Source organism: Pseudomonas sp. B33.4 (genome assembly GCF_034555375.1).
GTDB lineage: Bacteria > Pseudomonadota > Gammaproteobacteria > Pseudomonadales > Pseudomonadaceae > Aquipseudomonas.
Genome location: NZ_CP140706.1, coordinates 3,919,835 through 3,943,124, shown reverse-complemented (window position 1 = coordinate 3,943,124; position 23,290 = coordinate 3,919,835). Strand labels below are relative to the sequence as shown.

25 protein-coding genes and 1 pseudogene are annotated in these 23,290 nt (G+C 60.0%); 13 read left to right on the top strand and 13 right to left on the bottom strand.

Annotated elements, in window-relative coordinates:
• Positions 1-256 precede the first annotated feature (256 nt).
• The 3 genes from U6037_RS17195 to U6037_RS17185 all read left to right on the top strand — a co-directional run bounded on the left by U6037_RS17195 (position 257) and on the right by U6037_RS17185 (position 3,461).
• Positions 257-1,141: a LysR substrate-binding domain-containing protein gene (locus U6037_RS17195; RefSeq protein WP_322843871.1), complete on the top strand. Its 885-nt coding sequence runs from the start codon at positions 257-259 to the stop codon at positions 1,139-1,141.
• Positions 1,142-1,245: 104 nt separating this feature from the next.
• Positions 1,246-2,361, top strand: a complete 1,116-nt coding sequence (aguA, locus tag U6037_RS17190) for an agmatine deiminase (RefSeq protein WP_322843870.1) — start codon at positions 1,246-1,248, stop codon at positions 2,359-2,361.
• Positions 2,362-2,363: 2 nt separating this feature from the next.
• The gene (locus tag U6037_RS17185; protein WP_322843869.1) at positions 2,364-3,461 is read left to right on the top strand and encodes an extracellular solute-binding protein; all 1,098 of its coding nucleotides are present in this window, start codon (positions 2,364-2,366) and stop codon (positions 3,459-3,461) included.
• Between the two features lie 334 nt (positions 3,462-3,795).
• Here U6037_RS17185 and U6037_RS17180 read toward each other — a convergent pair whose 3' ends face one another.
• From U6037_RS17180 to U6037_RS17170, 3 genes are read right to left on the bottom strand one after another with little or no spacing between them, the layout of a single operon-like run.
• A complete protein-coding gene (locus U6037_RS17180) occupies positions 3,796-4,425 on the bottom strand; it encodes a DNA-3-methyladenine glycosylase (RefSeq protein ID WP_322843868.1) in 630 nt (209 codons plus the stop codon).
• A 1-nt stretch (position 4,426) separates the two neighbouring features.
• Positions 4,427-5,224: an isocitrate lyase/phosphoenolpyruvate mutase family protein gene (locus U6037_RS17175; RefSeq protein WP_322843867.1), complete on the bottom strand. Its 798-nt coding sequence runs from the start codon at positions 5,222-5,224 to the stop codon at positions 4,427-4,429.
• Positions 5,225-5,256: 32 nt separating this feature from the next.
• On the bottom strand, positions 5,257-6,339 hold the full coding sequence (locus tag U6037_RS17170) for a trifunctional transcriptional activator/DNA repair protein Ada/methylated-DNA--[protein]-cysteine S-methyltransferase (protein WP_322843866.1): 1,083 nt from the start codon (positions 6,337-6,339) through the stop codon (positions 5,257-5,259).
• Between the two features lie 181 nt (positions 6,340-6,520).
• Between U6037_RS17170 and U6037_RS17165 the strand changes: the two are divergent.
• Positions 6,521-6,935: pseudogene (locus U6037_RS17165) on the top strand (VOC family protein).
• Here the strand turns inward: U6037_RS17165 and U6037_RS17160 are convergent.
• Entirely contained in the window at positions 6,932-7,552 is a 621-nt protein-coding gene (locus U6037_RS17160; protein ID WP_122600309.1) for a LysE family translocator, read from the bottom strand. The pseudogene U6037_RS17165 and the gene U6037_RS17160 overlap by 4 nt on opposite strands.
• A 276-nt stretch (positions 7,553-7,828) precedes the next feature.
• On the opposite strand from U6037_RS17160, the gene U6037_RS17155 reads away from it, so the two are divergent.
• The 3 genes from U6037_RS17155 (at position 7,829) to U6037_RS17145 (ending at position 11,515) form a co-directional block, all read left to right on the top strand.
• Positions 7,829-8,443: a biliverdin-producing heme oxygenase gene (locus U6037_RS17155; protein ID WP_322843865.1), complete on the top strand. Its 615-nt coding sequence runs from the start codon at positions 7,829-7,831 to the stop codon at positions 8,441-8,443.
• Positions 8,440-10,677 (top strand): ATP-binding protein, encoded by a 2,238-nt coding sequence (locus U6037_RS17150; protein WP_322843864.1) that lies wholly within the window; start codon positions 8,440-8,442, stop codon positions 10,675-10,677. The genes U6037_RS17155 and U6037_RS17150 overlap by 4 nt, the downstream gene beginning before the upstream one ends.
• Positions 10,678-10,927: 250 nt before the next feature.
• On the top strand, positions 10,928-11,515 hold the full coding sequence (locus U6037_RS17145; protein ID WP_322843863.1) for a LysE family translocator: 588 nt from the start codon (positions 10,928-10,930) through the stop codon (positions 11,513-11,515).
• 121 nt (positions 11,516-11,636) lie between these two features.
• On the opposite strand, the gene U6037_RS17140 is transcribed toward U6037_RS17145, so the two are convergent.
• From U6037_RS17140 to U6037_RS17120, 5 genes are all read right to left on the bottom strand, one after another.
• Positions 11,637-11,945 (bottom strand): antibiotic biosynthesis monooxygenase, encoded by a 309-nt coding sequence (locus tag U6037_RS17140; protein WP_322843862.1) that lies wholly within the window; start codon positions 11,943-11,945, stop codon positions 11,637-11,639.
• A 21-nt stretch (positions 11,946-11,966) separates the two neighbouring features.
• On the bottom strand, positions 11,967-12,950 hold the full coding sequence (locus tag U6037_RS17135) for a zinc-dependent alcohol dehydrogenase family protein (RefSeq protein ID WP_322843861.1): 984 nt from the start codon (positions 12,948-12,950) through the stop codon (positions 11,967-11,969).
• A gap of 61 nt (positions 12,951-13,011) precedes the next feature.
• Positions 13,012-13,314, bottom strand: a complete 303-nt coding sequence (locus U6037_RS17130; protein WP_077572353.1) for an ArsR/SmtB family transcription factor — start codon at positions 13,312-13,314, stop codon at positions 13,012-13,014.
• Between the two features lie 218 nt (positions 13,315-13,532).
• Positions 13,533-14,366, bottom strand: coding sequence for an AraC family transcriptional regulator (locus U6037_RS17125; RefSeq protein ID WP_322843860.1), 834 nt, complete (start codon positions 14,364-14,366; stop codon positions 13,533-13,535).
• Between the two features lie 34 nt (positions 14,367-14,400).
• A complete protein-coding gene (locus U6037_RS17120) occupies positions 14,401-14,904 on the bottom strand; it encodes a VOC family protein (RefSeq protein ID WP_322843859.1) in 504 nt (167 codons plus the stop codon).
• Positions 14,905-15,217: 313 nt separating this feature from the next.
• Between U6037_RS17120 and U6037_RS17115 the strand changes: the two genes are divergently transcribed.
• Complete coding sequence (locus tag U6037_RS17115) at positions 15,218-15,469, top strand: transmembrane sensor/regulator PpyR (protein ID WP_322843858.1); 252 nt, start codon at positions 15,218-15,220, stop codon at positions 15,467-15,469.
• 164 nt (positions 15,470-15,633) lie between these two features.
• Here the strand turns inward: U6037_RS17115 and U6037_RS17110 are convergent, their stop codons facing one another.
• From U6037_RS17110 to U6037_RS17100, 3 genes are all read right to left on the bottom strand, one after another.
• The gene (locus tag U6037_RS17110; protein ID WP_322843857.1) at positions 15,634-16,302 is read right to left on the bottom strand and encodes a class I SAM-dependent methyltransferase; all 669 of its coding nucleotides are present in this window, start codon (positions 16,300-16,302) and stop codon (positions 15,634-15,636) included.
• Positions 16,303-16,432: 130 nt separating this feature from the next.
• Positions 16,433-17,344, bottom strand: a complete 912-nt coding sequence (locus U6037_RS17105) for a carboxymuconolactone decarboxylase family protein (RefSeq protein ID WP_322843856.1) — start codon at positions 17,342-17,344, stop codon at positions 16,433-16,435.
• Between the two features lie 157 nt (positions 17,345-17,501).
• Positions 17,502-17,867 (bottom strand): DUF6124 family protein, encoded by a 366-nt coding sequence (locus tag U6037_RS17100; protein WP_322843855.1) that lies wholly within the window; start codon positions 17,865-17,867, stop codon positions 17,502-17,504.
• 552 nt (positions 17,868-18,419) lie between these two features.
• On the opposite strand from U6037_RS17100, the gene U6037_RS17095 reads away from it, so the two are divergent.
• Genes U6037_RS17095 through U6037_RS17085 form a run of 3 tightly spaced genes read left to right on the top strand, consistent with a single transcriptional unit; the run spans position 18,420 to position 19,412 of the window.
• Positions 18,420-18,566, top strand: a complete 147-nt coding sequence (locus tag U6037_RS17095) for a hypothetical protein (RefSeq protein WP_162835975.1) — start codon at positions 18,420-18,422, stop codon at positions 18,564-18,566.
• A 6-nt stretch (positions 18,567-18,572) separates the two neighbouring features.
• A complete protein-coding gene (locus U6037_RS17090) occupies positions 18,573-18,992 on the top strand; it encodes a type II toxin-antitoxin system YafO family toxin (RefSeq protein WP_322843854.1) in 420 nt (139 codons plus the stop codon).
• A gap of 27 nt (positions 18,993-19,019) precedes the next feature.
• A complete protein-coding gene (locus U6037_RS17085) occupies positions 19,020-19,412 on the top strand; it encodes a GFA family protein (RefSeq protein WP_322843853.1) in 393 nt (130 codons plus the stop codon).
• A gap of 144 nt (positions 19,413-19,556) precedes the next feature.
• Here the strand turns inward: U6037_RS17085 and U6037_RS17080 are convergent, their stop codons facing one another.
• Entirely contained in the window at positions 19,557-20,387 is an 831-nt protein-coding gene (locus U6037_RS17080; protein WP_322843852.1) for an alpha/beta hydrolase, read from the bottom strand.
• 265 nt (positions 20,388-20,652) lie between these two features.
• Between U6037_RS17080 and U6037_RS17075 the strand changes: the two genes are divergently transcribed.
• Positions 20,653-21,108 (top strand): (2Fe-2S)-binding protein, encoded by a 456-nt coding sequence (locus tag U6037_RS17075; protein WP_003224136.1) that lies wholly within the window; start codon positions 20,653-20,655, stop codon positions 21,106-21,108.
• Between the two features lie 19 nt (positions 21,109-21,127).
• Complete coding sequence (locus U6037_RS17070) at positions 21,128-23,290, top strand: xanthine dehydrogenase family protein molybdopterin-binding subunit (RefSeq protein WP_322843851.1); 2,163 nt, start codon at positions 21,128-21,130, stop codon at positions 23,288-23,290.

Genomic DNA, 23,290 nt, shown 5'->3' with positions numbered 1-23,290 from the left:
GCGATACAGGCAAAAGCCCCTCACCCTAACCCTCTCCCGGGGGGAGAGGGGACTGACCGAGTTGTCTTGCGTCATCCATCGACCTGAGAAATCCGGTCGATTATGGATTCACCGAAGCACGTTCAGGTCGGCGTACATCCTCAATATCCCCCGATCGGCCCCCTCTCCCTTTGGGAGAGGGCTGGGGTGAGGGGCAACAGGGCTGGACGCAGACCCACGGCCCAGTCAGCATGGCAAAAAAAACGGACCACCCCCCATGCGACGACTCCCCTCACTGGCCGCCCTGCGCACCTTCGAATGCGCCGCCCGCCACGCGCATTTCGGCCGGGCAGCGGCCGAACTCTGCGTCACCGACAGTGCCGTCAGCCATCAGATCCGCCAGCTCGAAGAGCAACTCGGCGTGCCGCTGTTCATCCGCGAAGGACGACAAATCCGCCCGACCATCGCCGCCGGGCGCCTGATGCAAAGCCTGCAACAGGCCTTCGAACTGATCGGCGATGCCTGCGATGAGTTGCGCGACCCCTCGTCGCTCGCCGTGCTCAGACTGGCCGTCACCGCCGAACTCGCGCAGAAATGGTTGATGAGTCGCCTTACCGATTTCTACGCGCGCTATCCGCACATCACCTTGCACCTCTACGAACAACCGATCGACGCCAGTGCGCCGGGCGAAGACATCGACCTGGCAATCACTTACGGCACCGGCCCGGTGGACAGCAGCGCCTACTTCGTCCGGCCGTTGCCAGCCCTGCAGTTCTTCCCGGTATGCAGCCCCGGCCTGTTCAACCAGGGCACATTGAAAACGCCGAAGGATCTGGCTCGCCACTGCCTGCTGCACGACGATCAGGACGGCAAGACCTGGACCGCCTGGTTGACCAGTCACGCCGGCGATCAACGCCCGCAACGTCAGTTGTATTTCGCCCATGCCGGTCTGGCGCTGGAAGCCGCAGCGCAAGGGCAGGGCGTGGCCATGGGCGACAACCTCACTGCGCAGGAAGATCTGCAAAGTGGTCGACTGGTGCGTCCCTTCGCATCGAGCATGACCGCCCTTGGCCAATACGCGCTGGTCTGTGAACGGCTGCGGCTGGAGCGTCCGGCGGTGGCGCAGATGCTCGAATGGTTCAACGATCAACTAGTGGATTGATGAGTTGAATTCAACTGTTCCGTAATAATCATCGTTGGCGGGCGTGCTGCGTGCGCCCTTAGCCTGTGGTCATTCCCATCCCATCGCGAAGACGAGGTTTGACCATGGCACGTTTGCTCGACTCCACCCCCAAACACGACGGCTTCCGTCTGCCCGGCGAATTCGAAGCCAAATCCGGTTGCTGGCTCGGCTGGCCGGAACGCACCGACGTCTGGCGCAACGGCGCCAAACCGGCGCAGAAAGTCTGGGTGCAGATCGTCACCGCCATCTCCCACAGTGAACCGGTCACTGTCTGCGCATCGGCCGCGCAGTTCGCCACGGCGCGTCGGCAGTTGCCGCCGCAAGTGCGCGTGGTCGAGATGACCTGCAACGACACCTGGTTCCGCGACAGCGGCCCATGCTTTGTGGTCAATGATCAGAGCGGTGACGTGCGCGGCGTGGATTTTGAGTTCAACGCCTATGGCGGGCTCGACGGCGGCCTCTATTACCCGTGGGACAAGGACGACCAGATCGCCAGCAAGATCCTCGAGATCGAGCGTTTCGACCGCTACCGCGCGCCGCTGATTGCCGAACTGGGCGGCATCCAGAGTGATGGTCAGGGCAGCATCCTCACCACCGAACAATGCCTGCTCAACCGCAATCGCAACCAGCATCTGGGCAAGGACGAAGTGACCCGACGACTGACGGATTACCTCGGCGCCGAGCAAGTGATCTGGCTGCCACGCGGCTGCAAGTTCGACGAAACCGACGGCCATGTCGACGACCTCGCTTGCTTCATCCGTCCGGGCGAAGTGGTGTTGCAATGGACCGACAACCGCGACGATCCGCAGTGGGAGATTTATCAGGAAGCCTACGACATCCTGCGCAGCACCCGCGACAGCCGTGGTCGTGAATTGATCGTGCACAAACTGCCGCAACCGGACGTACTGGAGTGGACCGCCGAAGAAGCCGAAGGCCTCGATCAGCAGGACAGCACCCACACCCGTCAGGCCGGCACGAAAATCTGCGCGTCGTACATCAACTACTACGCCGGTAATAGCTCGATCGTCGTGCCGCTGTTCGGTGATCGCAACGATCAAGTGGCGATGGCGACGCTGGCCGAGCTGTTCCCGCAGCACAAAATCGTCGGCATCGAAAACTCCCGGGAAATCCTCCTTGGCGGCGGCAACGTCGCGTGCATCACCATGCCGCAATACGCCGGCCTGAAAAAAGGAGCCTGAGCATGCGCCTGCACAAACTGACTCAAGCGTTATTGCTGGTGCTTGCACCCTTGTGTGTGCAGGCTGCCGACAGCGCGAAACCGGTGGTTAATCTGTATATCTGGGGCGAGTACCTGGCGCCGGATACGCTGAAGAATTTCGAGGCGAAAACCGGCATTCATGTGGTCGCCGATCACTTTGATTCGCTGGAAACCGTCGAGACCAAACTGCTCACCGGGCGCAGTGGATACGACCTGGTGCTGACCGCCGGCCAGCACCTGTCGCGGGCCATCGAAAGCGGCGCGATCCAGCCGCTGGACAAGGCCCGGGTCCCGCACTTTGCCGGGGTTGGCGAGGAGTTTCGCCAACACATGGCGGTGTTCGATCCGGGCAATCGCTACGCCGGGATTTACGCCTGGGGCACCACCGGCGTCGGCTATCAGGAACAGGCGATCAAGCAGCGTTTGCCCGATGCACCGACGGACAGTTGGGCGATGTTGTTCGATCCGGCAGTGGTTTCGAAATTCGCTGACTGCGGGGTGAGTCTGCTCAACGATCCCAACGAAGTATTCGCCGCTGTCATGAAATACATGGGGCTGGACATCAACCGGCAGAACCTCGATGACTTGAAACTCGCCGAGCAGCAACTGGCGAAGATCCGGCCGTACATTCGCTACTTCGACAATGACCTGAATATCAGCGACCTGGCCAACGGCAATACTTGCGTGGCGATGTCGTGGAACGGCAATGTGGCGATCGCGGCGGGGCAGGCTGAGGCGGCGAAGAAACCGTTCACGCTGAGTTACCGGATTCCGAAGGAGGGCACGTTGATCTGGTTCGATGCCATGGTCGTGCCCAAGGACGCGCCGCATCCGCAGGCCGGGTTGGCGCTGATGGATTATCTGATGACGCCGGAAGTGATTGCGCCGATCACCGACACCATTCACTACGCCAATGCGATCACGGCGGCGGATGGTTTGGTGGACGCGTCGATTCGCAATGATCCGGGGACGTACCCGTCCGAGCAGGTCAGGGCTTCGTTGTATAGCAAGAATGACAATGGCAAGGCGTTCAATCGGGCGTTGATCCGGGCGTTCAGCCGGTTGAAATCCGGGCTTTGAAAAGCTGACCCTCACCCCAGCCCTCTCCCGGAGGGAGAGGGAGCCGACCGAGGTGTCTTGCGTTATACATCGACCTGAAAAACCGAGTCGATTATGGATCTAAGTCTTGGCGTTCATGGATTCACAGACGCTATTTCAAGTCGGTGTAGATCTCCAATCTCCCCCAATCAGTCCCCTCTCCATCCGGGCGGTCCGACGTTTCGGGAGGGCTAGGGTGAGGGCGGTCGATTATGGAATTGAGAAGTCTTGGCGTTCATGGATTCAAAGACGTTATTTCAAGTCGGTGTAGATCTCCAATCTCCCCCAATCAGTCCCCTCTCCCTCGGGGAGAGGGCTAGGGTGAGGGCAACGGTTTAGGCACCCGCCACAAATACCAAGCCGCCACCGTCCGAAAAGGACTCCACGCCAACCCGATCTCAACCATCTGCCTGCGCGTTGGCTGCACCTCCAGCCCCTTCAACCGCCGATAACCCTCACGCACACCAAAGTCATCCGCCGGCAAAATATCCATGCGCTCCAGGCTGTAGATCAGCAACATCTCCACCGTCCAGCGACCGACCCCGCGCAAACTGACCAAACGCTCAATCAGCGCCTCATCATCCATCGCCAGCGCCGTAGCGTAATCCGGCACCACACCCGCCAGCGTCGCCTGAGCAATCCCTTGAATCGTCGCAATCTTGCTCGCCGAAAACCCGCAACCGCGCATGCGCTCAAAATCAGTCGCAAGAATCTGCTCCGGTCGCGGAAACGCCTGACCGGGAAACAACCCCACCAACCGCCCTACAATCGCATCCCCGGCCTTGGCATGCAGTTGCTGATAAGCAATCGCCCGCACCAGCGACTCGTACGGATCACGCGCCGGATGCGGTTGATGCAGGCACGGGCCGACCGCTGCGACATGGCGCTGCCAGTGCGGATCGAGCGCGGCCAGAAACGCGCTGGCCGCCTGATAAGCGTCGGCCATGTTATTTCAGCAGGCCGTTGACTTCGCCGTAGCTGAAGGCCTTGAGGTCATGGGTGTCGAGTTTGCCGCTGGCGAGAAAGCTTTTCACCAGCCCACCCATCGCGCCATAGAGGAATTCGGCAATGCCGGAACCCGCACTCAAGCGGCGTACACCCAGCGCTTGCAGCTCTTGCGGCGAAGGCAGGCAAGCAAAGCCAAGCACGTTGACCGGCAGCGCAGAGCCCTTGCAGATGGCCTCGATTTCATAGGCCGACGTGACGCCCGCCGCGAACAAACCATCGGCGCCGGCCGCTTGATACAGCGCCGCGCGGCGCAGGGTTTCGGCGACGCGATCCTCGGCCGGCACCAGGCTTTTCAGATAGACATCGGTGCGCGCATTGATGAACAGCTGCACATCGCGCTTGCCGGCGACCTGTCGTGCCACTTCGATCTTGCGCGCGAGCAATTCAGGATCGGCAGAACCGTCCTCGATATTGATCCCCACGGCACCCGCCGCAATCACCGCATCCAGCACTTCGGCCACGCGCCCGAGGTCATCGGAGTAACCGGCCTCGACGTCCACGGTCAACGGAATACTGATCACCCGCGCGATCGACTCCACCGTCGACACCAGCCGTTCAAGGGGCAGGGTGTTGCCGTCCGGATAACCGTGGGCCCAGGCCACCGCCGCACTGCTGGTGGCCACGGCTTTGCCGCCCAGATGCTCGACCAGTCGCGCACCGGTGGCGTCGGCGACGTTGGTCAGCATCAACAGGCCTTGCTGGTGCAACTGGTGAAACTGCGTAGCGAGCGCGTTCATCAAAAATCCTTCTTGTCAGTTGATGGGGTTGGTCAGAATGCCAGGGGTTGGGTGAGCTGCACGGCGGCGTTTTCCAGCCTCAGCAGAAACGCCTTGCGCGGCTGCCCACCACCATAGCCGGTCAGCGAGCCGTCCGCGCCGATCACCCGATGGCAGGGCACCACAATCGACAGCCGATTGTGCCCGTTGGCCAGACCGACCGCACGACTGGCGCCAGGTTTGCCCAAACCGGCGGCGATGGCGCCGTAGGTGCTGGTGTGGCCGTAAGGGATCAGCAGCAGCGCCGCCCAGACCTGCCGGGCAAACTCGCTGCCGGGCAAGTGCAGGGGCACGCTGAACTCGCTGAGTTTGCCGGCGAAATACGCCATCAGTTGCTGCTCGATCTGCTGCAAATGCGCGTTGTGCCCCGGCGCGACCGCGTAGCCGTAACGCTGCTGCAGTTCTTCGACTTCGCGGGTCAGCGCCGGCCGATCAAGAAACTCCAGCAACACCAGCCCCCGGCGTTCGGCCATGGCGATCATCGGCCCCAGCGGTGTTGTCAGCCGGGTGAACAGCAGCGGTTCACTCTGCGCGACGCGGCCGGGCGTGATGTGAAAAGACTTCTGAAAGGCATCGCGAAAACCGCTGAGCGACTCATAACCCGAATCGAACGCAGCGTGATCAATTGACGTGCCTTGCTTGATCCCGCCCAGTGCCATGCCCAGCCGGCGCGTGCGCAACCAGGCGTGGAAGGTCATGCCGAAATGCTGCTTGAACCAGCGCCGCAGCTTCAGCGGCTCAATACCTTCGGCGAGCAATTGCGCATCGCTCCAGCGCAGCTCCGGGTCGGTCTCCACGGCTTTGAGCAACCGCTGCACCCAGTCCGGCGCAATGGCAGCGGCGTCCAGCGGTTTGCAGCGCAGGCAGGCGCGATAGCCGGCTGACATGCATTCGTCGGCATGGGCGAAAAACTCGACGTTCTCCGGTTTCGGCTTGCGCGCCGTGCAACTGGGGCGGCAGAAGATTCCGGTGGTTTTCACGGCCGTGAAGAACACACCTTCATAGGCAGTGTCGCGCTCGAGCATGGCGCGAACCATCTCGGCGTGGGGCGGCAGGACAGCGGTTTGTATGTTCATGGCTGGAGAGTAAAACCAGATTCTCGATGGCTCCACCGAAAAATCGACAGTGAATTTTCAAATCCCCTGAACTACCGTGTAGGAGCTGCCGCAGGCTGCGATCTTTTGACGTTGATCCTCAAAAACAAGATCAAAAGATCGCAGCCTGCGGCAGCTCCTACCGTTTGTTGAGGTGTACCCGATGCATCCGTTTTCCATTCGACACATTGATCACATCGTCCTGCGCGTCGCCGATCTGCAACGCAGCATCGACTTCTACGGCCAGGTGTTCGGCGCCGAAGTGGTCAAGCGCAACGAACCGCTGGGCCTGATCCACCTGCGCGCCGGCACTTCGATGATCGACCTCGTCGACCTGCAAGGCGAGCTCGGCCGCAAGGGCGGCGGGGCGGCCGGGGCCGGAGCGGCGTAACGTCGATCACTTCTGCCTGCGCATCGAACCGTTCGACGAAGAAACGCTAAGCGCACACCTGCAATCCTTCGGCCTGAGCGTGGCAAAAGCCGAGTCACGCTTCGGCGCCGAGGGCAAAGGCTTGTCACTGTACTGCTTTGACCCGGACGGCAATCAGGTCGAGCTCAAAGGTCCGTCCGAGGTTTAAGCGCGCTTCGCCATTAACAACACCGAAGCCGCCGCCGACAGCAAGCCTGCGCAGCAACGATTGAATATCCGCTTGCCGCGCGGCTCGGCGAACCAGCGGCGCATGTGCAGGCCCATCCAGGCGTAGGCGCTGATGGCGATCCATTCCAGTAACAGGAACAGCACGCCGAGCACAGCGAATTGCGCTGGGACCGGGCGCGCCGGGTCGACGAACTGCGGCAGAAACGCGGTAAACAACAGGATCGCTTTCGGATTGCCCGCTGCTACCAGAAACTCCTGCCGCGCCAATGCAAAGAAACCAACGGTCGCGCCCGTTACCTGCTGCTCGGCCTCGGGATTGGCCCGCCACAACTGCCAGGCCAGGTACAACAGATAAGCCGCGCCGACGATCTTGATCGCATGGAACAGCCATTCCGAGGTCTGCAACACCACCGACAGACCCGCGCCGGCCAGCGCAATCATCCCGGCGAACGCCAGAATCCGCCCGATGCCCGCCGTGCAGGCGCGGCGAAAGCCATAGCGCGTGGCGTTGCTGACCGACAGCAGATTGTTCGGCCCGGGGGCCATGTTCAGGGCAAAACAGGCCGGAAGAAACAGGGTGAGGGTGGCGAGATCCATGACGGTACTCCAATAGCGAGAGCGATATTTTTATCACAGCCCCAACGCGCCCAGACCCATACAGTCACGCCGCGCTGTCGCGGTACAGCGCCCGGCGCCGTTGGGTAACGCGGTCGAACTTTTCGCTGACGCCTTTACTCTGAATGAATCAGAGAAGGATGGATTCGGCAGGAAAAACTATCCATGCGGTCAGAAAAGGCGTTTGCCGTGTAAGATTTCGCCCTATGTTTTACTCATCCAGTCTGGCCCCAGGCGGCCCCACCAAGAGCGATCTACATGCAAGCAAAGGCCCGTGAAGTTTATGTGCCACCGGTGCTGCAAGATCTGCGAGCCGGCACTGCCGAGCTGCACATCGCACTGGAAAAACGCCTTCCCTTTTTCTCCGATGCCCTCGATACACGGGCCTTTGTGCAGCTGATGCAGGCCTATTACGGTTTCTATCTGCCGTTGGAAAGCGCCTTGGTCCGCAGTGATGCAATTCCTGCCGATTTTGATCTGACGCCTCGACTCAAAGCGCCAACCTTGCGCATTGATCTGCACGCGCTGGGCGTATCTGCCGAAGCGCTGCAAGGTCTGCCGCAGTGTGAGCAGTTGCCGGTGATCGACTCCAGCGCTGCCTGCCTTGGCGTGCTCTACGTCCTCGAGGGCGCAACGCTCGGCGGGCAGATTCTGCGCCGGGAAATTTCTGCACGGTTAGGCCTGGAAGCCGACAACGGCGCAGCCTTTCTTGATATCTACGGCGCCGCCACCGGGCGCCGCTGGCGCGATTTCATCGAATATCTGGGCAATCGCCCGATCAGCGCCGACGAACGCACCGCCGTCGTCACAGCGGCACAAACCACATTCAGCTGTTTCGAGCGCTGGCTCGAAAGCCGGGAGGTACTGGCATGACTGCGCAAGACAAAGAAGCCTTTGAAGAACTGCTGGCCAACTGTGCCGATGAGCCTATTCGCTTCCCCGGCGCGATCCAGCCCCACGGTTTGCTGCTGACGTTGAGTGAGCCTGAACTTGCGATCATTCAGGTCAGCGCCAACGTTGAAACCTTGCTGGCGCGGGCGCCGCAAAGCCTGATCGGTCAGCCGCTGGAAAGTCTGTTGGGCGACACTGAGGCGGCGCAAGTGCGCGAAGCCTTGCAGCAACCGTCACTGTCCGACGCGCCGCCGCTGCACTTGCGGCTCAATGGCACCGCGTTCGAGGGCTTGCTGCATCGCCATCAGGGCGTGCTGATTCTGGAGCTGGAAATCCACGTCGAAAACTTCCAGCCGCGCAACGTCGCCGGCAACCAGACGCATCTGGGGCGCATGCTCCAGCGTCTGCAAGCGGCCACCACGCTACAGGCGCTGTACGACATCAGCGTCAAGGAAATCCAGGCCATGACCGGTTACGACCGGGTGCTGATCTATCGTTTCGAGGAGGAGGGCCACGGTCAGGTCATCGCCGAGGCCTCTGATCCGTCGATGGAAGTGTTCAATGGCCTGTTTTTCCCGGCCTCGGACATTCCCGAACAGGCGCGCGAGCTGTATCGCACCAACTGGCTGCGGATCATTCCCAATGCCGACTACCAACCGGTGCCGCTGCTACCGAAGTTGCGCCCGGACACCGACACGCCGCTGGACCTGAGTTTCGCCACACTGCGCAGCGTGTCGCCGATCCACTGCCAGTACATGAAGAATATGGGCGTGCTGTCCTCGATGAGCATTTCCCTGCTCAAGGGCGACAAACTCTGGGGCTTGATCAGTTGCGGCAATCGCCAGCCGTTGCACGTGCCGCACGAGCTGCGCGCCGCCTGCCAGACCATCGGCCAAGTGCTGTCGCTGCAGATCAGCGCCATGGAGGCGCTGGAGATCAGCCGCCAGCGTGAAGAGAAAGTCGAAGCGTTGGCGCTGCTCAATCAAGCGATGATCGACTCGCCGCAGAATGTCTTCGACGGTCTGGCCAATCAGCCGCAGACCTTGATGGCGCTCACCAACGCTGGCGGCATCGCAATCATCGAAGACAAACAACTGCACCGCTACGGCAATTGCCCGGAGCCAGAAGAAATCCGCGCTTTGCACAAGTGGCTGCAGGACAGCGGCGAAGCGGTGTTTGCCAGCCATAACCTGGCCAGTGCCTACCCGCCGGCCGCGCAGTATCAGCAGGTGGCCAGCGGTGTGCTCGCCATGAGCCTGCCGAAACCGGTGGACAACGGCGTGTTCTGGTTCCGTCCAGAGGTCAAGGAAAACATCAATTGGAGCGGCGATCCGCGTAAGCCGCTGGACCTGGAAAACTCCGACGCCGGCCTGCGTTTGCGCCCGCGTACCTCGTTCGAGATCTGGAAAGTCGAGATGGCCGGGATCTCCACCAAGTGGAGCCACGGTGATCTGTTCGCCGCCAATGATTTGCGGCGTTCGGCACTGGAAAACGATCTGGCCCGGCAAGTGCGTCGCGAGCAGGAAGCGGTGCGCGCCCGCGATGAGTTGGTAGCCGTGGTGTCGCACGATCTGCGTAACCCGATGACCGTGATTTCAATGCTCTGCGGCATGATGCAGAAGGCCTTCAGCTCGGACGGCCCGCACACTTCGCGCCGGATCTCGACCGCCATCGACACCATGCAACAGGCTGCCGGACGCATGAATACACTGCTGGAGGATTTGCTCGATACCTCGAAAATCGACGCCGGGCGCTATTCCATCACCCCGCAGAAACTCGACGTCGGGCAGATGTTCGAAGAGGCGCAGGCACTGCTCGCGCCACTGGCGCTGGACAAGGACATCAGCATTTCCTTCGCGGCCGATCCTGATTTGCGCATTCACGCCGACCCGGAGCGGCTGTTCCAGGTGCTGTCGAATCTGGTCGGCAACGCGATCAAGTTCACGCCGCGCTTGGGCACGGTGGGCGTGCTTGCCACCTCCGTCGGCGCTGACATCGTCTTCACCGTGCGCGACAGCGGCGAAGGCATTCCCAAAGAGCATTTGCCGCATGTGTTCGATCGTTACTGGACGGTGAAAGAGGGCAACCCGACCGGCACGGGGCTGGGTTTGTACATCACCCAGGGCATTGTCGAAGCCCACGGCGGGCGGATCTTCGCCGAGAGCGAGCCGGGGCAGGGCAGCGAGTTCCGCTTTACCGTGCCGCGTCTGGACTGAGCGTAGATTTTAATGTGGGAGCGAGCCTGCTCGCGAAAGCGGTGGGTCATGTGATCGTTCCCACGCTCCGCGTGGGAATACCTCAACGGACGCTCTGCGTTCGGCTCTGAAGGGGACGCGGAGCGTCCCAGGCTACATTCCCACGCAGAGCGTGGGAACGATCAGGATCACAGGGGCATTTTCTTCAATACCGAGGACCGGGTGCTCGCTACCGTGAGCACCTTGTTCCTCGATTTGAAGCAGGTGTGCGATGAGTCTGATTGTTTCGATGGCGGCGTTTGCGCTGGCGGCGTCCATCACGCCGGGGCCGGTGAATATTGTGGCGTTGAGTTCCGGGGCGCAGTTCGGTTTTCGCGCCAGTCAGCGGCATGTTGCCGGGGCCACGTTGGGGTTTGTGTTGCTGCTGGTGCTGATGGGGCTGGGCTTGCATGAGGTGCTCAAGCTTTGGCCGTTCATGACCCGGGTGGTGCAACTGGCCGGCGTGGCGTTTCTGCTGTTCATGGCGTGGAAACTGGCCGTGGATGACGGGCAATTGAATGCCGGTGATTCCGGACGGGCGCCGTCGATGCTGTACGGCGCGGTGATGCAATGGCTCAACCCGAAAGCCTGGCTGGCCTGCGTCGCGGGCATGGGCGCGTTTGTCGCCGATGGCGAGGCGCGCTTTGTGTGGCAGTTTGCGGCGGTGTATCTGGTGATCTGTTATCTGTCGGTCGGCTGCTGGGCGTATGCCGGGACGTGTTTGCGCGGGTATCTGGGCAACGCGGCGGCGATGCGCTGGTTCAATCGGGTGATGGCAGCATTGTTGGCCGTCAGCGCGATATACCTGCTGCTACCGTAAACCCTGTAGGAGTGAGCCTGCTCGCGATAGCGGTCTATCGGTCAATATAAAATGTCGAATGATAGACCGCTATCGCGAGCAGGCTCACTCCTACAATGGATCGCGGGTAGCCGAGAGATTATTAGCCGAACGGCTGCTGAAAGGCACCGCCCTCAATGTGATAAACCTTCGGTTCCTCCGAAAAATATTCTTCCAGACCCAGCATGAACAGCCGATGGTCTTCACTCGCTTCAAACCCCGGCGTGTGATCCACGAGTGATTGCCAGCGCACGATCAGATTGAAAACCTCCGGCGTTTCGATCCCTTGCGCGAGCAGGTGTCCGCCGTAACCCTTGGCGCGGCTGAGCAACGGCTCGACCTCGGCAAATGCCTGCTGGAAAGCTTCGGTTTTCCCAGTGTGAACGGGCAGTAAAGCGATCTCATAAATCATGGTGTTCTCCTTGCACTGAGTTCAGCGATTGGCGAGTTCTGGCGACGGCACGACAGCAATCGCGATCTTCCCTTGGACGCCGTTGTTGGGCGTTTCCAGCAAGGCATGGGCGAGCCCGATGTCGGCCAGCGAATAGACGGCGCCAACGTGCGGCCGTAACTGACCGCGAGCGATCAAGGCGCTCAGTTCATCGAGCTTGCCGCGATTCTGTCGGGTGAAAACGAAGTGAAAGCTGGCGTTTTTGCCCCAGGCCTGAATCAGGTTTTGTGGTCGGGCAAGGTCGACAATCGACACCACGCGGCCAAGCTGTGCGAGGGCATCGGGACTGCGCGACAGGGTGTCGCCGCCGATAGTGTCGAACACCACATCGACGCCGCGACCCTCGGTTTCGCGCAGGATCGCGTCGACGTAATCCTCCTTTTCATAGTCGATCAGCACATCGGCGCCCATGCGCCGTGCGAACTCGAAATTGCCTTCGCGCACGGTGGTGAAGACCTTCGCACCGATGGCTTTGGCCAGCTGGATCGCAACATGGCCGACGCCGCCCGCGCCGCCGTGGATCAGAATGCTCTCGCCGACTCTGAGCGCCGCCCGCACGACCAGCGCCTCCCACGCCGTGCCGCCAACCAGGCTCAGGCTCGCCGCTTCTAGATGGCTCAGTGCGGGCGGTTTCTTGCCGATAATATTTTCGGCCGCAACGTGGTACTCGGCATAGCTGCCCGGCCCGCCGAAAATCTGCGGGGTGTACCAGACTTCGTCACCCGGCACGAACGCCGTCACCCCCGGCCCGACGGCTTCGACAACGCCAGAAACGTCGTGCCCGGTAATGGCGGGGAGGGGCACCAGATCGGCATAGTCGCCACGGCGCACCTGATAATCCAGCGGATTGATGGCGGTGGCGTGCACCCGCACCAGCACTTCTCCCGCGTGTGGCACTGGTTTGGGCACTTCACAAAGTTCGAACGATTGTGCGCCGCCAAATGAAGTAAGGATCATCGCTTTCATTGCATTTCCTCGTTTCGGTAAAAAGGGATATCGGGAATTATCGATATCGTGGGGCAAAAAATTACAGCTCGCTGCCGATGATCTCGGCCAGCGCACTGATCGCTGCTTCGTTACGTTTGTAATAGGTCCACTGCCCAATGCGCCTGACCTCGACCAGGCCGGCGCGTTGCAGCGTCGCCAGATAATCGGACACCGTCGACTGCGACAGCCCGACGCCTTCCTGAATACTGCTGACGCAAACGCCCACCGTGTGCACGTCCCCTTCATCCTGGGGAGGGAAGTGTTTCTCGGGATCCTTCAGGCCTTTGAGGATTTCCAGGCGTGTGCGGTTCGAGAGGGCTTTGAAGATTTCGAGTAGTTCCATGCCGCGACGATATCGGAATTTACCGATATGTCAATATCTGAATGTGATGGCCAGCGATTGATCGTTCCCACGCTCCGCGTGGGAATGCCTCAACGGACGCTCTGCGTTCGGCTCTGGAAGGGACGCGGAGCGTCCCGGGCTGCGTTTCCACGCAGAGCGTGGGAACGATCAAACAAGCTCGCTCCCACGGGGGAAAGTGTTGAGTTTCAGATGAAGTGTCAGCCGCGATATTGGCCGGGCGTCGCCGCCAGATGCTGCTTGAACGCCCGCTGAAAATGCGCCTGATCGGCAAACCCTGCCTCAAGTGCTACATCGGCAATCAACTGCCCGCCGCGCAAACGCTCGCGGGCAAACTGGATGCGCTGGTTGACCACAAACGCGTGGGGCGTCATGCCGTAATGCTGTTTGAAGGCGCGGATCAGGTACGACGGCGACAGTTGTGCCGCCGCGCAGATGTCGTCGAGATTCAGCACCCCGGTGCAGTGCTCGCGGATGAAATCGGCCGCGCGTTCAAGTTTGAAATTCGGCTGGCGCAACGACGGGCCGGCAGGGTTGAGGCGCAGTTGCAGGTCGCTGAAGAATTCCACCGCCGCGCTTTGCTTGCGCAAGACATCCTGTTGCTCGTCGACCAGTACGTCGTATAGCGCGATCAGGTCGCGAAACAATCCTGCCTCCTGCAGATGCGTGTCGGAAAACCGCCGAAACTCGAGCTCGGCACTGAACCCCAACTGATGCTGCAAATCCGTCAGCCATGGCGTCTCGACATACAGCATCACATACGACCAGGGCTGATCATCGATCGGATTGCACGCATGCACATCGCCGGGGTTCATCAGCACCACGGTGCCCGCCGCGACCTCGAACTGCGCCTGCTCGTGCACATACGTGCTGCGCCCGGCGGTGATTGCGCCTATGGAAAAGTGCGCATGGGAATGCCGCGCATAGCAGACCTCGCGACCATCGGCGATGGCCCGCGCTTCAATGAATGGCAGCGCCGCGTCGCGCCAGAAGCGCGGGGCTTTTTCAGGGTTTTTGGCGGCAACGTGTTTCATTGTTGTATTCCCGGCAGGCCAGCGCGCCAGTTTATTAGCTCTGGCCGGCAAAGGCCCGTTCGAGTTCGGCAATGTCGAGTTTTTTCATCTGGAACATCGCCTGCATCGCCCGCTGTGACTTGGTGGTGTCCGGGTCCAGCATCATGTGCATAAAGGCCACTGGCACGATCTGCCACGACACGCCGAACTTGTCCTTGAGCCAGCCGCATTGCTGGGCTTCGACGGGGCCGCCCTCGGACAGATGGCCCCAGAAATGGTCGACTTCTTCCTGGTTCTGGCAATTGACCTGAAACGAAATCGCCTCGCTGAATTTGAACATCGGCCCACCGTTGAGCCCGGTAAAAGTCTGGCCATCGAGCTCGAAACTGACGGTCATCACCGCACCTTCCGGCTTGCCGTGAAATTCCTGGCCGACCTTGCTGTAGTGGGTCAGGCCGGTGATTTTCGAGTGATCGAAGATCGAACAGTAAAACTTCGCGGCGGCTTCGGCCTGATCGTCGAACCACAGGCAGGGCGTGAGTTTTTGAAAGCGTTGCATGGCAGTCATCCTCGGCAGGTTAGACACGCAGGATTTACAGCGTAGTCAGTCCTTGGTCGATTGCCGGTGCCGTAGATCGACAATTGCCGAGCATTGGAAATCCCGACGACGAAGACACCGAGCCGCAGACCGGCTTTTCCTTTCGTGCCTTGCTGTAGTCCTAATGACAAGGTTTCTGGTCGAATTGACTGCGTCCGGCTTGTGTCAAATGGACTCGTTATCGTGCAACTAACTGATTCTATTCAATTGAAAATCTGGCACGAGACTTGATGGACTCAACTTACCTAAAGGAACCGCTCAGGAGTACGCCACCATGCTCACTTTCTTTGATAGCCCGCTGAACGTTCTGCACCTGTCGAGCAAAATCCTCATCGCTGGTCTGCTCATGTTGCTGGCCGGCATCTACGGTGCGTATCTCTACAACGGCCACATGCCGATTGCGCTGCTGGTGACGATGCATTCGCTGACCATCCTCGGCCCGACCCTGATCAAGATCGGCTACGTCATGCGCCTGCTGTCGCAATACCGCATCCGTGGTCCGCAGATGATCCGGCAAACTGCATAGATCCCACAGGTTTCTGTGGTGCCCACAAATTCCGGGAACAACTGAAATCACTGTGGGAGCTGGCTTGCCAGCGATGGCGGTGGGTCTGGCAACATTGATGTTGAAGTTACGGCCTCATCGCTGGCAAGCCAGCTCCCACAATGATGGGTGGTGTTTCTAAAATTTCAGCGGCGCTCAGCCACCATCAGCAACGACTGCGGCAGCGGATTTTGCGGGTGTTGTGGTTCTTGCAGGCTGGCCAGTTGGAACTCGGCCATGTCCAGCGCATTCAGCCAGCTCGACAACGTGCGTAAATACCACGGCATCGGCTGCCACTGGCCTTTGAACCCGGCGAACGATTCTTCGCGCCAGCCATCCTGATAATCCCCAGCCGCCACAGCCCACGGATGCAGTGTCTGAATGACTAAAACCCCGCCGGGAACAAGCAGCGTATTCATCGCCGCAAGCAACGGAATGATGTCCTGATGCAGCAATGAAAAATTGGCGCAGATCAGGTCATAGTCGCGACCGATGTCGATCTTGCCATCGACCAGGATTTCATAAGAGGCGACATGCACCCGCGCCGCCCCCGCCAAACGCGCCGCTTCAATAAGCCGCGCATCGCCATCAACACCGACAGCTTCAATCCCCCGATCCGCCAGCGCCCGCAACAACCAGCCTTCGCCACACCCCAGATCCAGCACGCGCTGCGGCTGGCGGCCCATGATCGCCAACAGGATGGCCTGATCCGTAACCTGCTGACGGCTTTCAATGGCGCCGCTGCGGATCGCTTCGATCCAGGCATCAGCGTTGGCATGCCAGCTCTGCAATAGGCTGGATTCGGGGGAGGGCATGGCGGTGTCCCGACTTTTGAAAACCACAGTATGGACGCTGAACGCGGGCGAGGGCTTGTAGATCAGCGCATTCACCACAACCCCGAACGCCGATTTTCTTTAAGACATCGATATCAGGTCCATTTTCAGGTCATTTTTTCGAAGCCGCCAAAACCTCCTTGAGCGCTGCATTCGCACGTTCGGCAGTCTGCGCATCCTCGTGTTTTTTCAACTGCTTAGTGACCTCGCCCAACTGTGCCGCGCTGAGCCCGACGCGCAAGCTTGCCGCCATATGCGCGCGCAGTTGCGGTTCCACGCCCGGCGTCGCTGCCAGCGCTCCGACAGTGGCCAGTTCACGGCTTTGCCAGTCGAGGTTGTCGCGCTCGAAGATGTCGCCGAACAGGTGGGTTTGCAAAAACTGGTTAATCACTGGGGCGAACTCGAACACCGGGCCTTTGACCGGAGCGCCCGAGATTTTCGTTTGATTCGCGGTGCCGGCGGCCAGCAGTTCATCCCCGACTGGAATCGCCTGGCTCGGCTCACGCCCTGGCGCATCTTCGATGCCGCGTTGTTGGCGCGCCTGCACCACGGTCATGAGCTCATTCAAGGCATTGAGGCTGCGCGGGAAGCCCACATAGGCGTAGAGCTGCACGAGAATTTCCCGGGTTTCGCTGATCGTCAGGCCAGCGTCCAGTCCTTGGTTGAGGGCCGCGTTGAGGTTGGGCATGTCGCTGGTCGCCATGAACGCAGCTATCAGTGGAATCGTCTGTTGTTTGCTCGAAAGGGCTTGTCCGGTGGTTTGCGGGGTGGTCATGGATTTCGGTGCCTCGGCTGCTTGGGTGGTAAGGCTGAACATCGCGCCAACGCTCAGGCAGAGCGCCATGAGTGCGGGGAGGGCAGCGCTGCTGCGTGTGTCAGTGGCCATCGTGAAAGGCTCCGTCCACTGTGGTTCTGCGATTCTCTGGGTATCCGTGGTCGGGCCATAACCACGGCTCAGGCCCATGCAGCCAAAGCCGAGGGCGGATACTTCGAGTGAACGGATGCCGAGTGTGCGCTTGTGCATGTCGATCTCCCATTGGGCGTGGGGGAAAGACTAAGCGAGGTGACTGGTGGGGACTAGACGGATAAATCGGGATGGCTTGATGAGTTCTGCTCATCAATCTGCGGGAGGCGGCAAAGCGAAAGTGAGGGTGTGACCCCTCACTCAGTCCGTCTGTTGACTACTGCGGGATGCGCAGCTTGTCCAGCAGTCGGTTGACCAACAGCTCGTTCAGCATGATCACCTGTTGCAGCGCCAGCAGCGGTTTGCGCTCCGGGCCGCCTATCGAGTTGGCGATGTTACCGGCCATGGAGTGGGCGTAGGAAAGCGACTCACAGGCTTCGACCAACAGGGTTTCTTCATCCAGCGTGGGGTCGACCAGATAGACCGGGCGAAACGGGGGCGAGCTTGGTGGAGCGCCCAGTGCTTCGGGTCGCAGGTAGTAGTCGAGGGCGCGGTCGGTGGCTTCTTTGACCTTTTGCGGGTTAAGCGCGGGGTCGTGAGGGATTGGATCGGTGATCGGTGGGTTGGGCGTGATTTTGAACATGGATGAAACTCCTATCGCAGTTTAAGGAGCCATCACTCTCGCTACCAAACGAGTGGGTGGTGGCCATACGCGGGTTGGTAGACCGGCTGCAATAGGAACCCGGCGCTCACGAGTGAGCCCCACGCATGACTACCATTGAACTGAGCTCCACAAAGAGACAGCACAGGATGTTGTCACACGGCTATTACAGACGGGCTACCAAACCCGATCACTGTTTTGCAGTGACAGGCAAACGATATAGCCCGGCCCATAGCCGTGTAAGCCGGCGGATTCTGGCGTACGCGTAGGTAACGGCGCAAGGTGTTGTAGGGAGGATGGCGTAACGGTTTGTGTGCTTTAAACGTGATAACCGGATGATGTTTACCAATGGGCATTGCCGAGCAATGAGATCTAAATTCAGGAGTTTTACGGACTACAATTTTGGGTGTAATGACCTACATATCTGCAAGAATCCGCCGACTTGTCTGCCTTGAAACAAGATCCTATCGTTTGCCGGTCAAAACTTAATCACTTAAGCTGGTCAGCATGAATACACATCCTTCGGAGGCTCCGATGGCCACCACCAGAAAGACCGACAAACCTGACAAAAAGGAAGTTCGTGATGAGCTGACATTCCTTGATGTTCGGCAAGCCGCGCGTGATGGGCAGAAAGTGTTCGATAAATTTGTGATCACTGGCAGGCTACCTATTACAAAGTAGGCCTGAATGCCAGCCATCAAGATTTCTGCGCTTTTTGAAAAAATCACTAACTGGCAAAACTTCGCTGCACATTTTTATAACTACAAGGTGTGCGGTGAATTACCCGGGATTTTCGGGCGTGACGAACGACTCGATCTGACCGATATGCACCATATCCACCTTGCCAGTACTTCGTCACTGCAAGCTCGATGGGCAAAAATAAATCGTCAGTATTACCGCACTGTATTGGTTGACGACGCTGATAATGACTTTTGGCTGATCTATGCCTATGACGCGTTTCGGGATGAATATCTGTTACTGACGGTCACCGGCCCGGATGCCCATAACCGAAGCGAGTGGGGCTCATTCCTGCGCAATGTGCATTGCCAGATTGTTGAGCCTTGGACGCTGGGCAGGATTGCCTTTTCCGATTTGGACGATCTGTAATTTGCAGTCGAGCAGAGGAGGTGTCATATGAATCGATTGACTGGCGGCTGCCTGTGCGGCGATGTCCGTTTCGAAGTGACAGGCCAGCCCTACCGAGTCGGCATCTGCCACTGCCTCGACTGTCGCAAACGCCACGGCGCGCTGTTCGGTACCTCGGCCATATTTCCTGAGGATGCGTTGGAGGTCACTGGCGAAACCCGCGACTACAACGGGCGCTTTTTCTGTCCGCGCTGCGGCTCACCGGTTTTCACGCATTCGGCAGATGAAGTGGAGGTCAACGTCGGGTCACTCGATGAGCCGAATCAGTTCAAACCCACCTACGAACTCTGGACCATTCGCCGCGAGGCGTGGCTGCCGGTGCTTCCACTGGCTCACCACTACGAGCGTGATCGTGAAAGCACGGGACGCACAGAGGAATGATGGACGTGAGCCCAATCACATCCCCCTTGTGGGAGCGAGCCTGCTCGCGAAAGCGGTGGGTCATTCAGCTCAAGTTCAACTGACAGATCGCATTCGCGAGCAGGCTCGCTCCCACAGGGGGGATGTGTACGGCTGCCAATGATCTCAGCCGCGAATAAAGGCCAACAGATCCGCGTTAATCGTTTCGGCCTCCGTCGTAGGCATCCCATGCGGAAACCCCGGATACGATTTCAACGTGCCATTAGGCAGCAACTTGGCCGACAACGGCCCCGAATCCGCATACGGCACAATCTGATCATCTTCGCCGTGCATCACCAGCACCGGCACGGTGACCTTCTTCAAATCCTCAGTAAAATCCGTCTGCGAAAACGCCACGATCCCGTCGTAATGCGCCTTCGCCCCACCGATCATGCCCTGACGCCACCAGTTGGCAATGATCCCTTCCGATGGCGTGGCACCCGGCCGGTTGTAGCCATAAAACGGCCCGGTCGGAATATCCCGATAAAACTGCGCGCGATTCGCCGCCAGTTGCGCCTGAAAATCATCGAACACCGACTTCGGCAGCCCGCCCGGATTGCTCTCGGTCTGCACCATCAGCGGCGGCACCGCGCTGATCAGCACACCTTTGGCGACGTTGTCCTGGCCATGCCGGGCGATGTAATGAATGACCTCACCGCCCCCGGTCGAGTGGCCGACGTGCACGACATTCTTCAAGCCCAAATGATTGACCACCGCCAGCGCATCGTCGGCGTAATGGTCCATATCGTGCCCGTCCCAGACCTGGCTCGAACGCCCGTGCCCACGCCGATCATGGGCAATCACCCGAAAGCCCTTGCCGAGGAAGAACAGCATCTGCGCATCCCAATCGTCCGAACTGAGCGGCCAGCCGTGGTGGAAGTGGATCACCGGCGCGTCTTTCGGGCCCCAGTCTTTGTAGAAAATCTCGACGCCGTCTTTGGTGGTGACAAATCCCATGTTCGCGACTCCAGACCAATGTGATAGGTAACCCGCGCGGCAGGCGCGGACCGGTTTTGCTCATGATGGATTTCTGCTGCGCAGGCTCAGTGCGAGCCGTTATCAACTGTAGGATTAAAGTCGACATCTGCATGACCGGTGGTCGCAACGTCTGGCTTCACGCGCAAATTAGGCTTTGCTGAAAGGGATAAGCCGAGGCGCGCGTAGGCATTGATGGCCACAGCGGCGCCCCTTCAGAACACCGTGAGTCTGAGGAATTTCCCCGATGCTGACCTTGAATATCAATGGCAAGGATCAGGAGCTCGATGTCCCTGCGGACATGCCGTTGCTCTGGGTCCTGCGCGATGTCGCGCACCTGACCGGTACCAAATTCGGCTGCGGCATGGCCCAGTGCGGGGCCTGCACCGTGCACGTTGACGGCGCGCCGCTCCGCGCCTGCATCACGCCCGCAACCGCCGTGGCCCACGGCCAGAAAATCCTCACCATCGAAGGCCTGTCCACCGACGGTTCGCACCCGGTGCAACAAGCCTGGGCCGAACTCGACGTGGTGCAATGCGGTTACTGCCAGTCGGGGCAGATCATGTCGGCCGCCGCCTTGCTGGCAAAAATCCCCAAACCCACCGACAGCGATATCGATCAGGCGCTTTCCGGCAATATCTGCCGTTGCGGCACCTATCCGCGAATTCGCGCAGCGGTGAAGCGTGCTTCGGAAATCGGCTGATTTTGCGGGGAGATAGACGATGAACAGTCCTGTATCGCGTCGGGGTTTTCTCAAGGGCAGTGCCGTGTTGGGCGGCGGCCTGGTGGTGGCGTTTGTCGTCCCCGGCGGCCACAAGTTTGCCTATGCAGCGGAAAATGAAGGCAAGGTTTTCGCGCCGAATGCGTTCTTGCGCATTGCGGCAGACAACAGCGTCACCGTGTTGCTCGGCCATTCAGAGATGGGCCAGGGCATCTGGACCGGGCTGACCATGTTGATCGCCGAGGAACTGGACGCGGACTGGTCGAAGATCCGCGTCGAGCACTCGCCAGCGTCGGCGGCGGATTACGGCATGCCGGGGTTTGGCGGCATGCAGATTACCGGTGGTTCGACGTCGACGTGGATGGAGTTTGACCGTTATCGCCTGGCCGGCGCGACCGCTCGGCAGATGCTGGTGGAGGCGGCGGCGAAACGCTTTGAAGTGGCGCCATCGGCGATTCGCACCGAATCCGGTGTGGTGATTGCTGGCGATAAACGTGCGACTTACGGCGAGTTGGCGGATGCCGCCGGGCAACTGCCGGTACCGGATCCGAAGTCGATTACGTTCAAGGAAGCCAAGGACTGGAAAGTCATTGGCAAACCGACCAAACGCCTCGATACCCCGGAGAAAATCACCGGTCGCGCCAGGTTCGGCATGGACGTGCAGTTTGAAGGCTTGATGACCGCGATGGTCGCGCGCCCACCGGTATTCGGCGCCAGCGTTAAATCCTTCGAAGGCGCTGAAGCGTTGGCGGTGCCGGGCGTGCACAAGGTGGTGCAAGTGCCGACCGGCGTGGCGGTGATTGCCGATCATTATTGGGCGGCGAAGCTGGGCCGCGATGTGCTGAAGATTGATTGGGATCTTGGCCCGCATGCGGACTTGAGCAGCGAACAACTGTTGGCGAGCTTCCGCAAACTGGCCGCGACACAAGGTATATCAGCGAGTCAGGCCGGCGATGCCAAGGGCAGTTTCGGCAAGGCGACGAAGAAAATCGACGTTGAATACAGCGTGCCGTATCTGGCCCACGCGCCGATGGAACCGCTCAACTGTACGGTGAAGATCAGCGCGGAAAAATGCGAGATCTGGACCGGCACCCAATTCCAGACGCTCGATCAAATGGTCGCGGGAAAGATCACCGGGCTGAAACCCGAGCAGGTCGAAATCCACACTGAGTTTTTGGGCGGTGGATTTGGTCGCCGGGCCAATCCGACTTCTGACTTTGTCGCCGAAGCGGTGCAAGTGGCGAAAGCCGCTGCGATGCCGGTGAAAACCGTGTGGTCGCGCGAAGACGATATCCGTGGCGGTTATTACCGTTCGATGTTCCTGCATCAAGCGAAGATCGGTCTGGGCGCCGATGGTATGCCGTCGAGCTGGCAACACGTGCTGGTCGGACAGTCGATCATGGCCGGGACGATGCTGGAAAAAACCATGGTCAAGAACGGCGTTGACGCAACGTCGGTCGAAGGTGTCTCCGACAGCCCTTACATCGAGGGCCTGGCCAATCACCAAGTCGATCTGCATTCGCCGCAAACCGGCATCAATGTGTTGTGGCTGCGCTCGGTGGGCCATAGTCACACCGGTTTTGTCATGGAATCGCTGATCGATGAAATGGCCACGGCGGCGGGCAAGGATCCGGTCGAATACCGACGAACCTTGCTCAAGGATCATCCTCGGCATCTCGGTGTGCTCAATCTGGCGGTGGAAAAGGCCAATTGGAAAGCCCCGTTGCCGGACGGCCATGCGCTGGGCGTGGCGGTGCATGAGTCATTCGGCAGTTACGTGGCGCAGGTCGCCGAGGTGTCACAGGACAATCTGAAGATTCGCGTGCACCGCGTGGTTTGCGCCGTGGATTGCGGGATTGCGGTGAATCCGCAAAGCATCGCCGCGCAGATGGAGTCGTGCATCACTTTCGGTCTGGGCATGGCGCTGCACAGCAAACTGACGCTCAAGAACGGCGCGGTGGTGCAGTCCAACTATCACGATTATCAGGTGTTGCGGCTCAACGAGATGCCGGTGGTCGAGGTGCACATCGTGCCGAGCAGCGACAAGCCCGGTGGTATCGGCGAGGCCGGTGTGCCGCCGACCGCGCCGGCGGTGGCCAACGCGGTGTTCGCCCTGACCGGGCAACGCCTGCGCGAATTGCCGTTGCAACTGTCGGGGGTGTGA

What these genes read in the sequence shown, in the direction of transcription:
- U6037_RS17085 (WP_322843853.1), top strand. Translation starts at nt 19,020, where the DNA reads ATGAATCGATTGACTGGCGGCTGCCTGTGCGGCGATGTCCGTTTCGAA.
- U6037_RS17070 (WP_322843851.1), top strand. Translation starts at nt 21,128, where the DNA reads ATGAACAGTCCTGTATCGCGTCGGGGTTTTCTCAAGGGCAGTGCCGTG.
- U6037_RS17105 (WP_322843856.1), bottom strand. Translation starts at nt 17,344, where the DNA reads ATGCACAAGCGCACACTCGGCATCCGTTCACTCGAAGTATCCGCCCTC.
- U6037_RS17160 (WP_122600309.1), bottom strand. Translation starts at nt 7,552, where the DNA reads ATGGATCTCGCCACCCTCACCCTGTTTCTTCCGGCCTGTTTTGCCCTG.
- U6037_RS17095 (WP_162835975.1), top strand. Translation starts at nt 18,420, where the DNA reads ATGGCCACCACCAGAAAGACCGACAAACCTGACAAAAAGGAAGTTCGT.
- U6037_RS17180 (WP_322843868.1), bottom strand. Translation starts at nt 4,425, where the DNA reads ATGGCCGACGCTTATCAGGCGGCCAGCGCGTTTCTGGCCGCGCTCGAT.
- U6037_RS17115 (WP_322843858.1), top strand. Translation starts at nt 15,218, where the DNA reads ATGCTCACTTTCTTTGATAGCCCGCTGAACGTTCTGCACCTGTCGAGC.
- U6037_RS17145 (WP_322843863.1), top strand. Translation starts at nt 10,928, where the DNA reads ATGAGTCTGATTGTTTCGATGGCGGCGTTTGCGCTGGCGGCGTCCATC.
- U6037_RS17075 (WP_003224136.1), top strand. Translation starts at nt 20,653, where the DNA reads ATGCTGACCTTGAATATCAATGGCAAGGATCAGGAGCTCGATGTCCCT.
- U6037_RS17080 (WP_322843852.1), bottom strand. Translation starts at nt 20,387, where the DNA reads ATGGGATTTGTCACCACCAAAGACGGCGTCGAGATTTTCTACAAAGAC.
- U6037_RS17185 (WP_322843869.1), top strand. Translation starts at nt 2,364, where the DNA reads ATGCGCCTGCACAAACTGACTCAAGCGTTATTGCTGGTGCTTGCACCC.
- U6037_RS17130 (WP_077572353.1), bottom strand. Translation starts at nt 13,314, where the DNA reads ATGGAACTACTCGAAATCTTCAAAGCCCTCTCGAACCGCACACGCCTG.
- U6037_RS17150 (WP_322843864.1), top strand. Translation starts at nt 8,440, where the DNA reads ATGACTGCGCAAGACAAAGAAGCCTTTGAAGAACTGCTGGCCAACTGT.
- U6037_RS17110 (WP_322843857.1), bottom strand. Translation starts at nt 16,302, where the DNA reads ATGCCCTCCCCCGAATCCAGCCTATTGCAGAGCTGGCATGCCAACGCT.
- U6037_RS17135 (WP_322843861.1), bottom strand. Translation starts at nt 12,950, where the DNA reads ATGAAAGCGATGATCCTTACTTCATTTGGCGGCGCACAATCGTTCGAA.
- aguA (WP_322843870.1), top strand. Translation starts at nt 1,246, where the DNA reads ATGGCACGTTTGCTCGACTCCACCCCCAAACACGACGGCTTCCGTCTG.
- U6037_RS17090 (WP_322843854.1), top strand. Translation starts at nt 18,573, where the DNA reads ATGCCAGCCATCAAGATTTCTGCGCTTTTTGAAAAAATCACTAACTGG.
- U6037_RS17125 (WP_322843860.1), bottom strand. Translation starts at nt 14,366, where the DNA reads ATGAAACACGTTGCCGCCAAAAACCCTGAAAAAGCCCCGCGCTTCTGG.
- U6037_RS17195 (WP_322843871.1), top strand. Translation starts at nt 257, where the DNA reads ATGCGACGACTCCCCTCACTGGCCGCCCTGCGCACCTTCGAATGCGCC.
- U6037_RS17100 (WP_322843855.1), bottom strand. Translation starts at nt 17,867, where the DNA reads ATGTTCAAAATCACGCCCAACCCACCGATCACCGATCCAATCCCTCAC.
- U6037_RS17175 (WP_322843867.1), bottom strand. Translation starts at nt 5,224, where the DNA reads ATGAACGCGCTCGCTACGCAGTTTCACCAGTTGCACCAGCAAGGCCTG.
- U6037_RS17155 (WP_322843865.1), top strand. Translation starts at nt 7,829, where the DNA reads ATGCAAGCAAAGGCCCGTGAAGTTTATGTGCCACCGGTGCTGCAAGAT.
- U6037_RS17120 (WP_322843859.1), bottom strand. Translation starts at nt 14,904, where the DNA reads ATGCAACGCTTTCAAAAACTCACGCCCTGCCTGTGGTTCGACGATCAG.
- U6037_RS17140 (WP_322843862.1), bottom strand. Translation starts at nt 11,945, where the DNA reads ATGATTTATGAGATCGCTTTACTGCCCGTTCACACTGGGAAAACCGAA.
- U6037_RS17170 (WP_322843866.1), bottom strand. Translation starts at nt 6,339, where the DNA reads ATGAACATACAAACCGCTGTCCTGCCGCCCCACGCCGAGATGGTTCGC.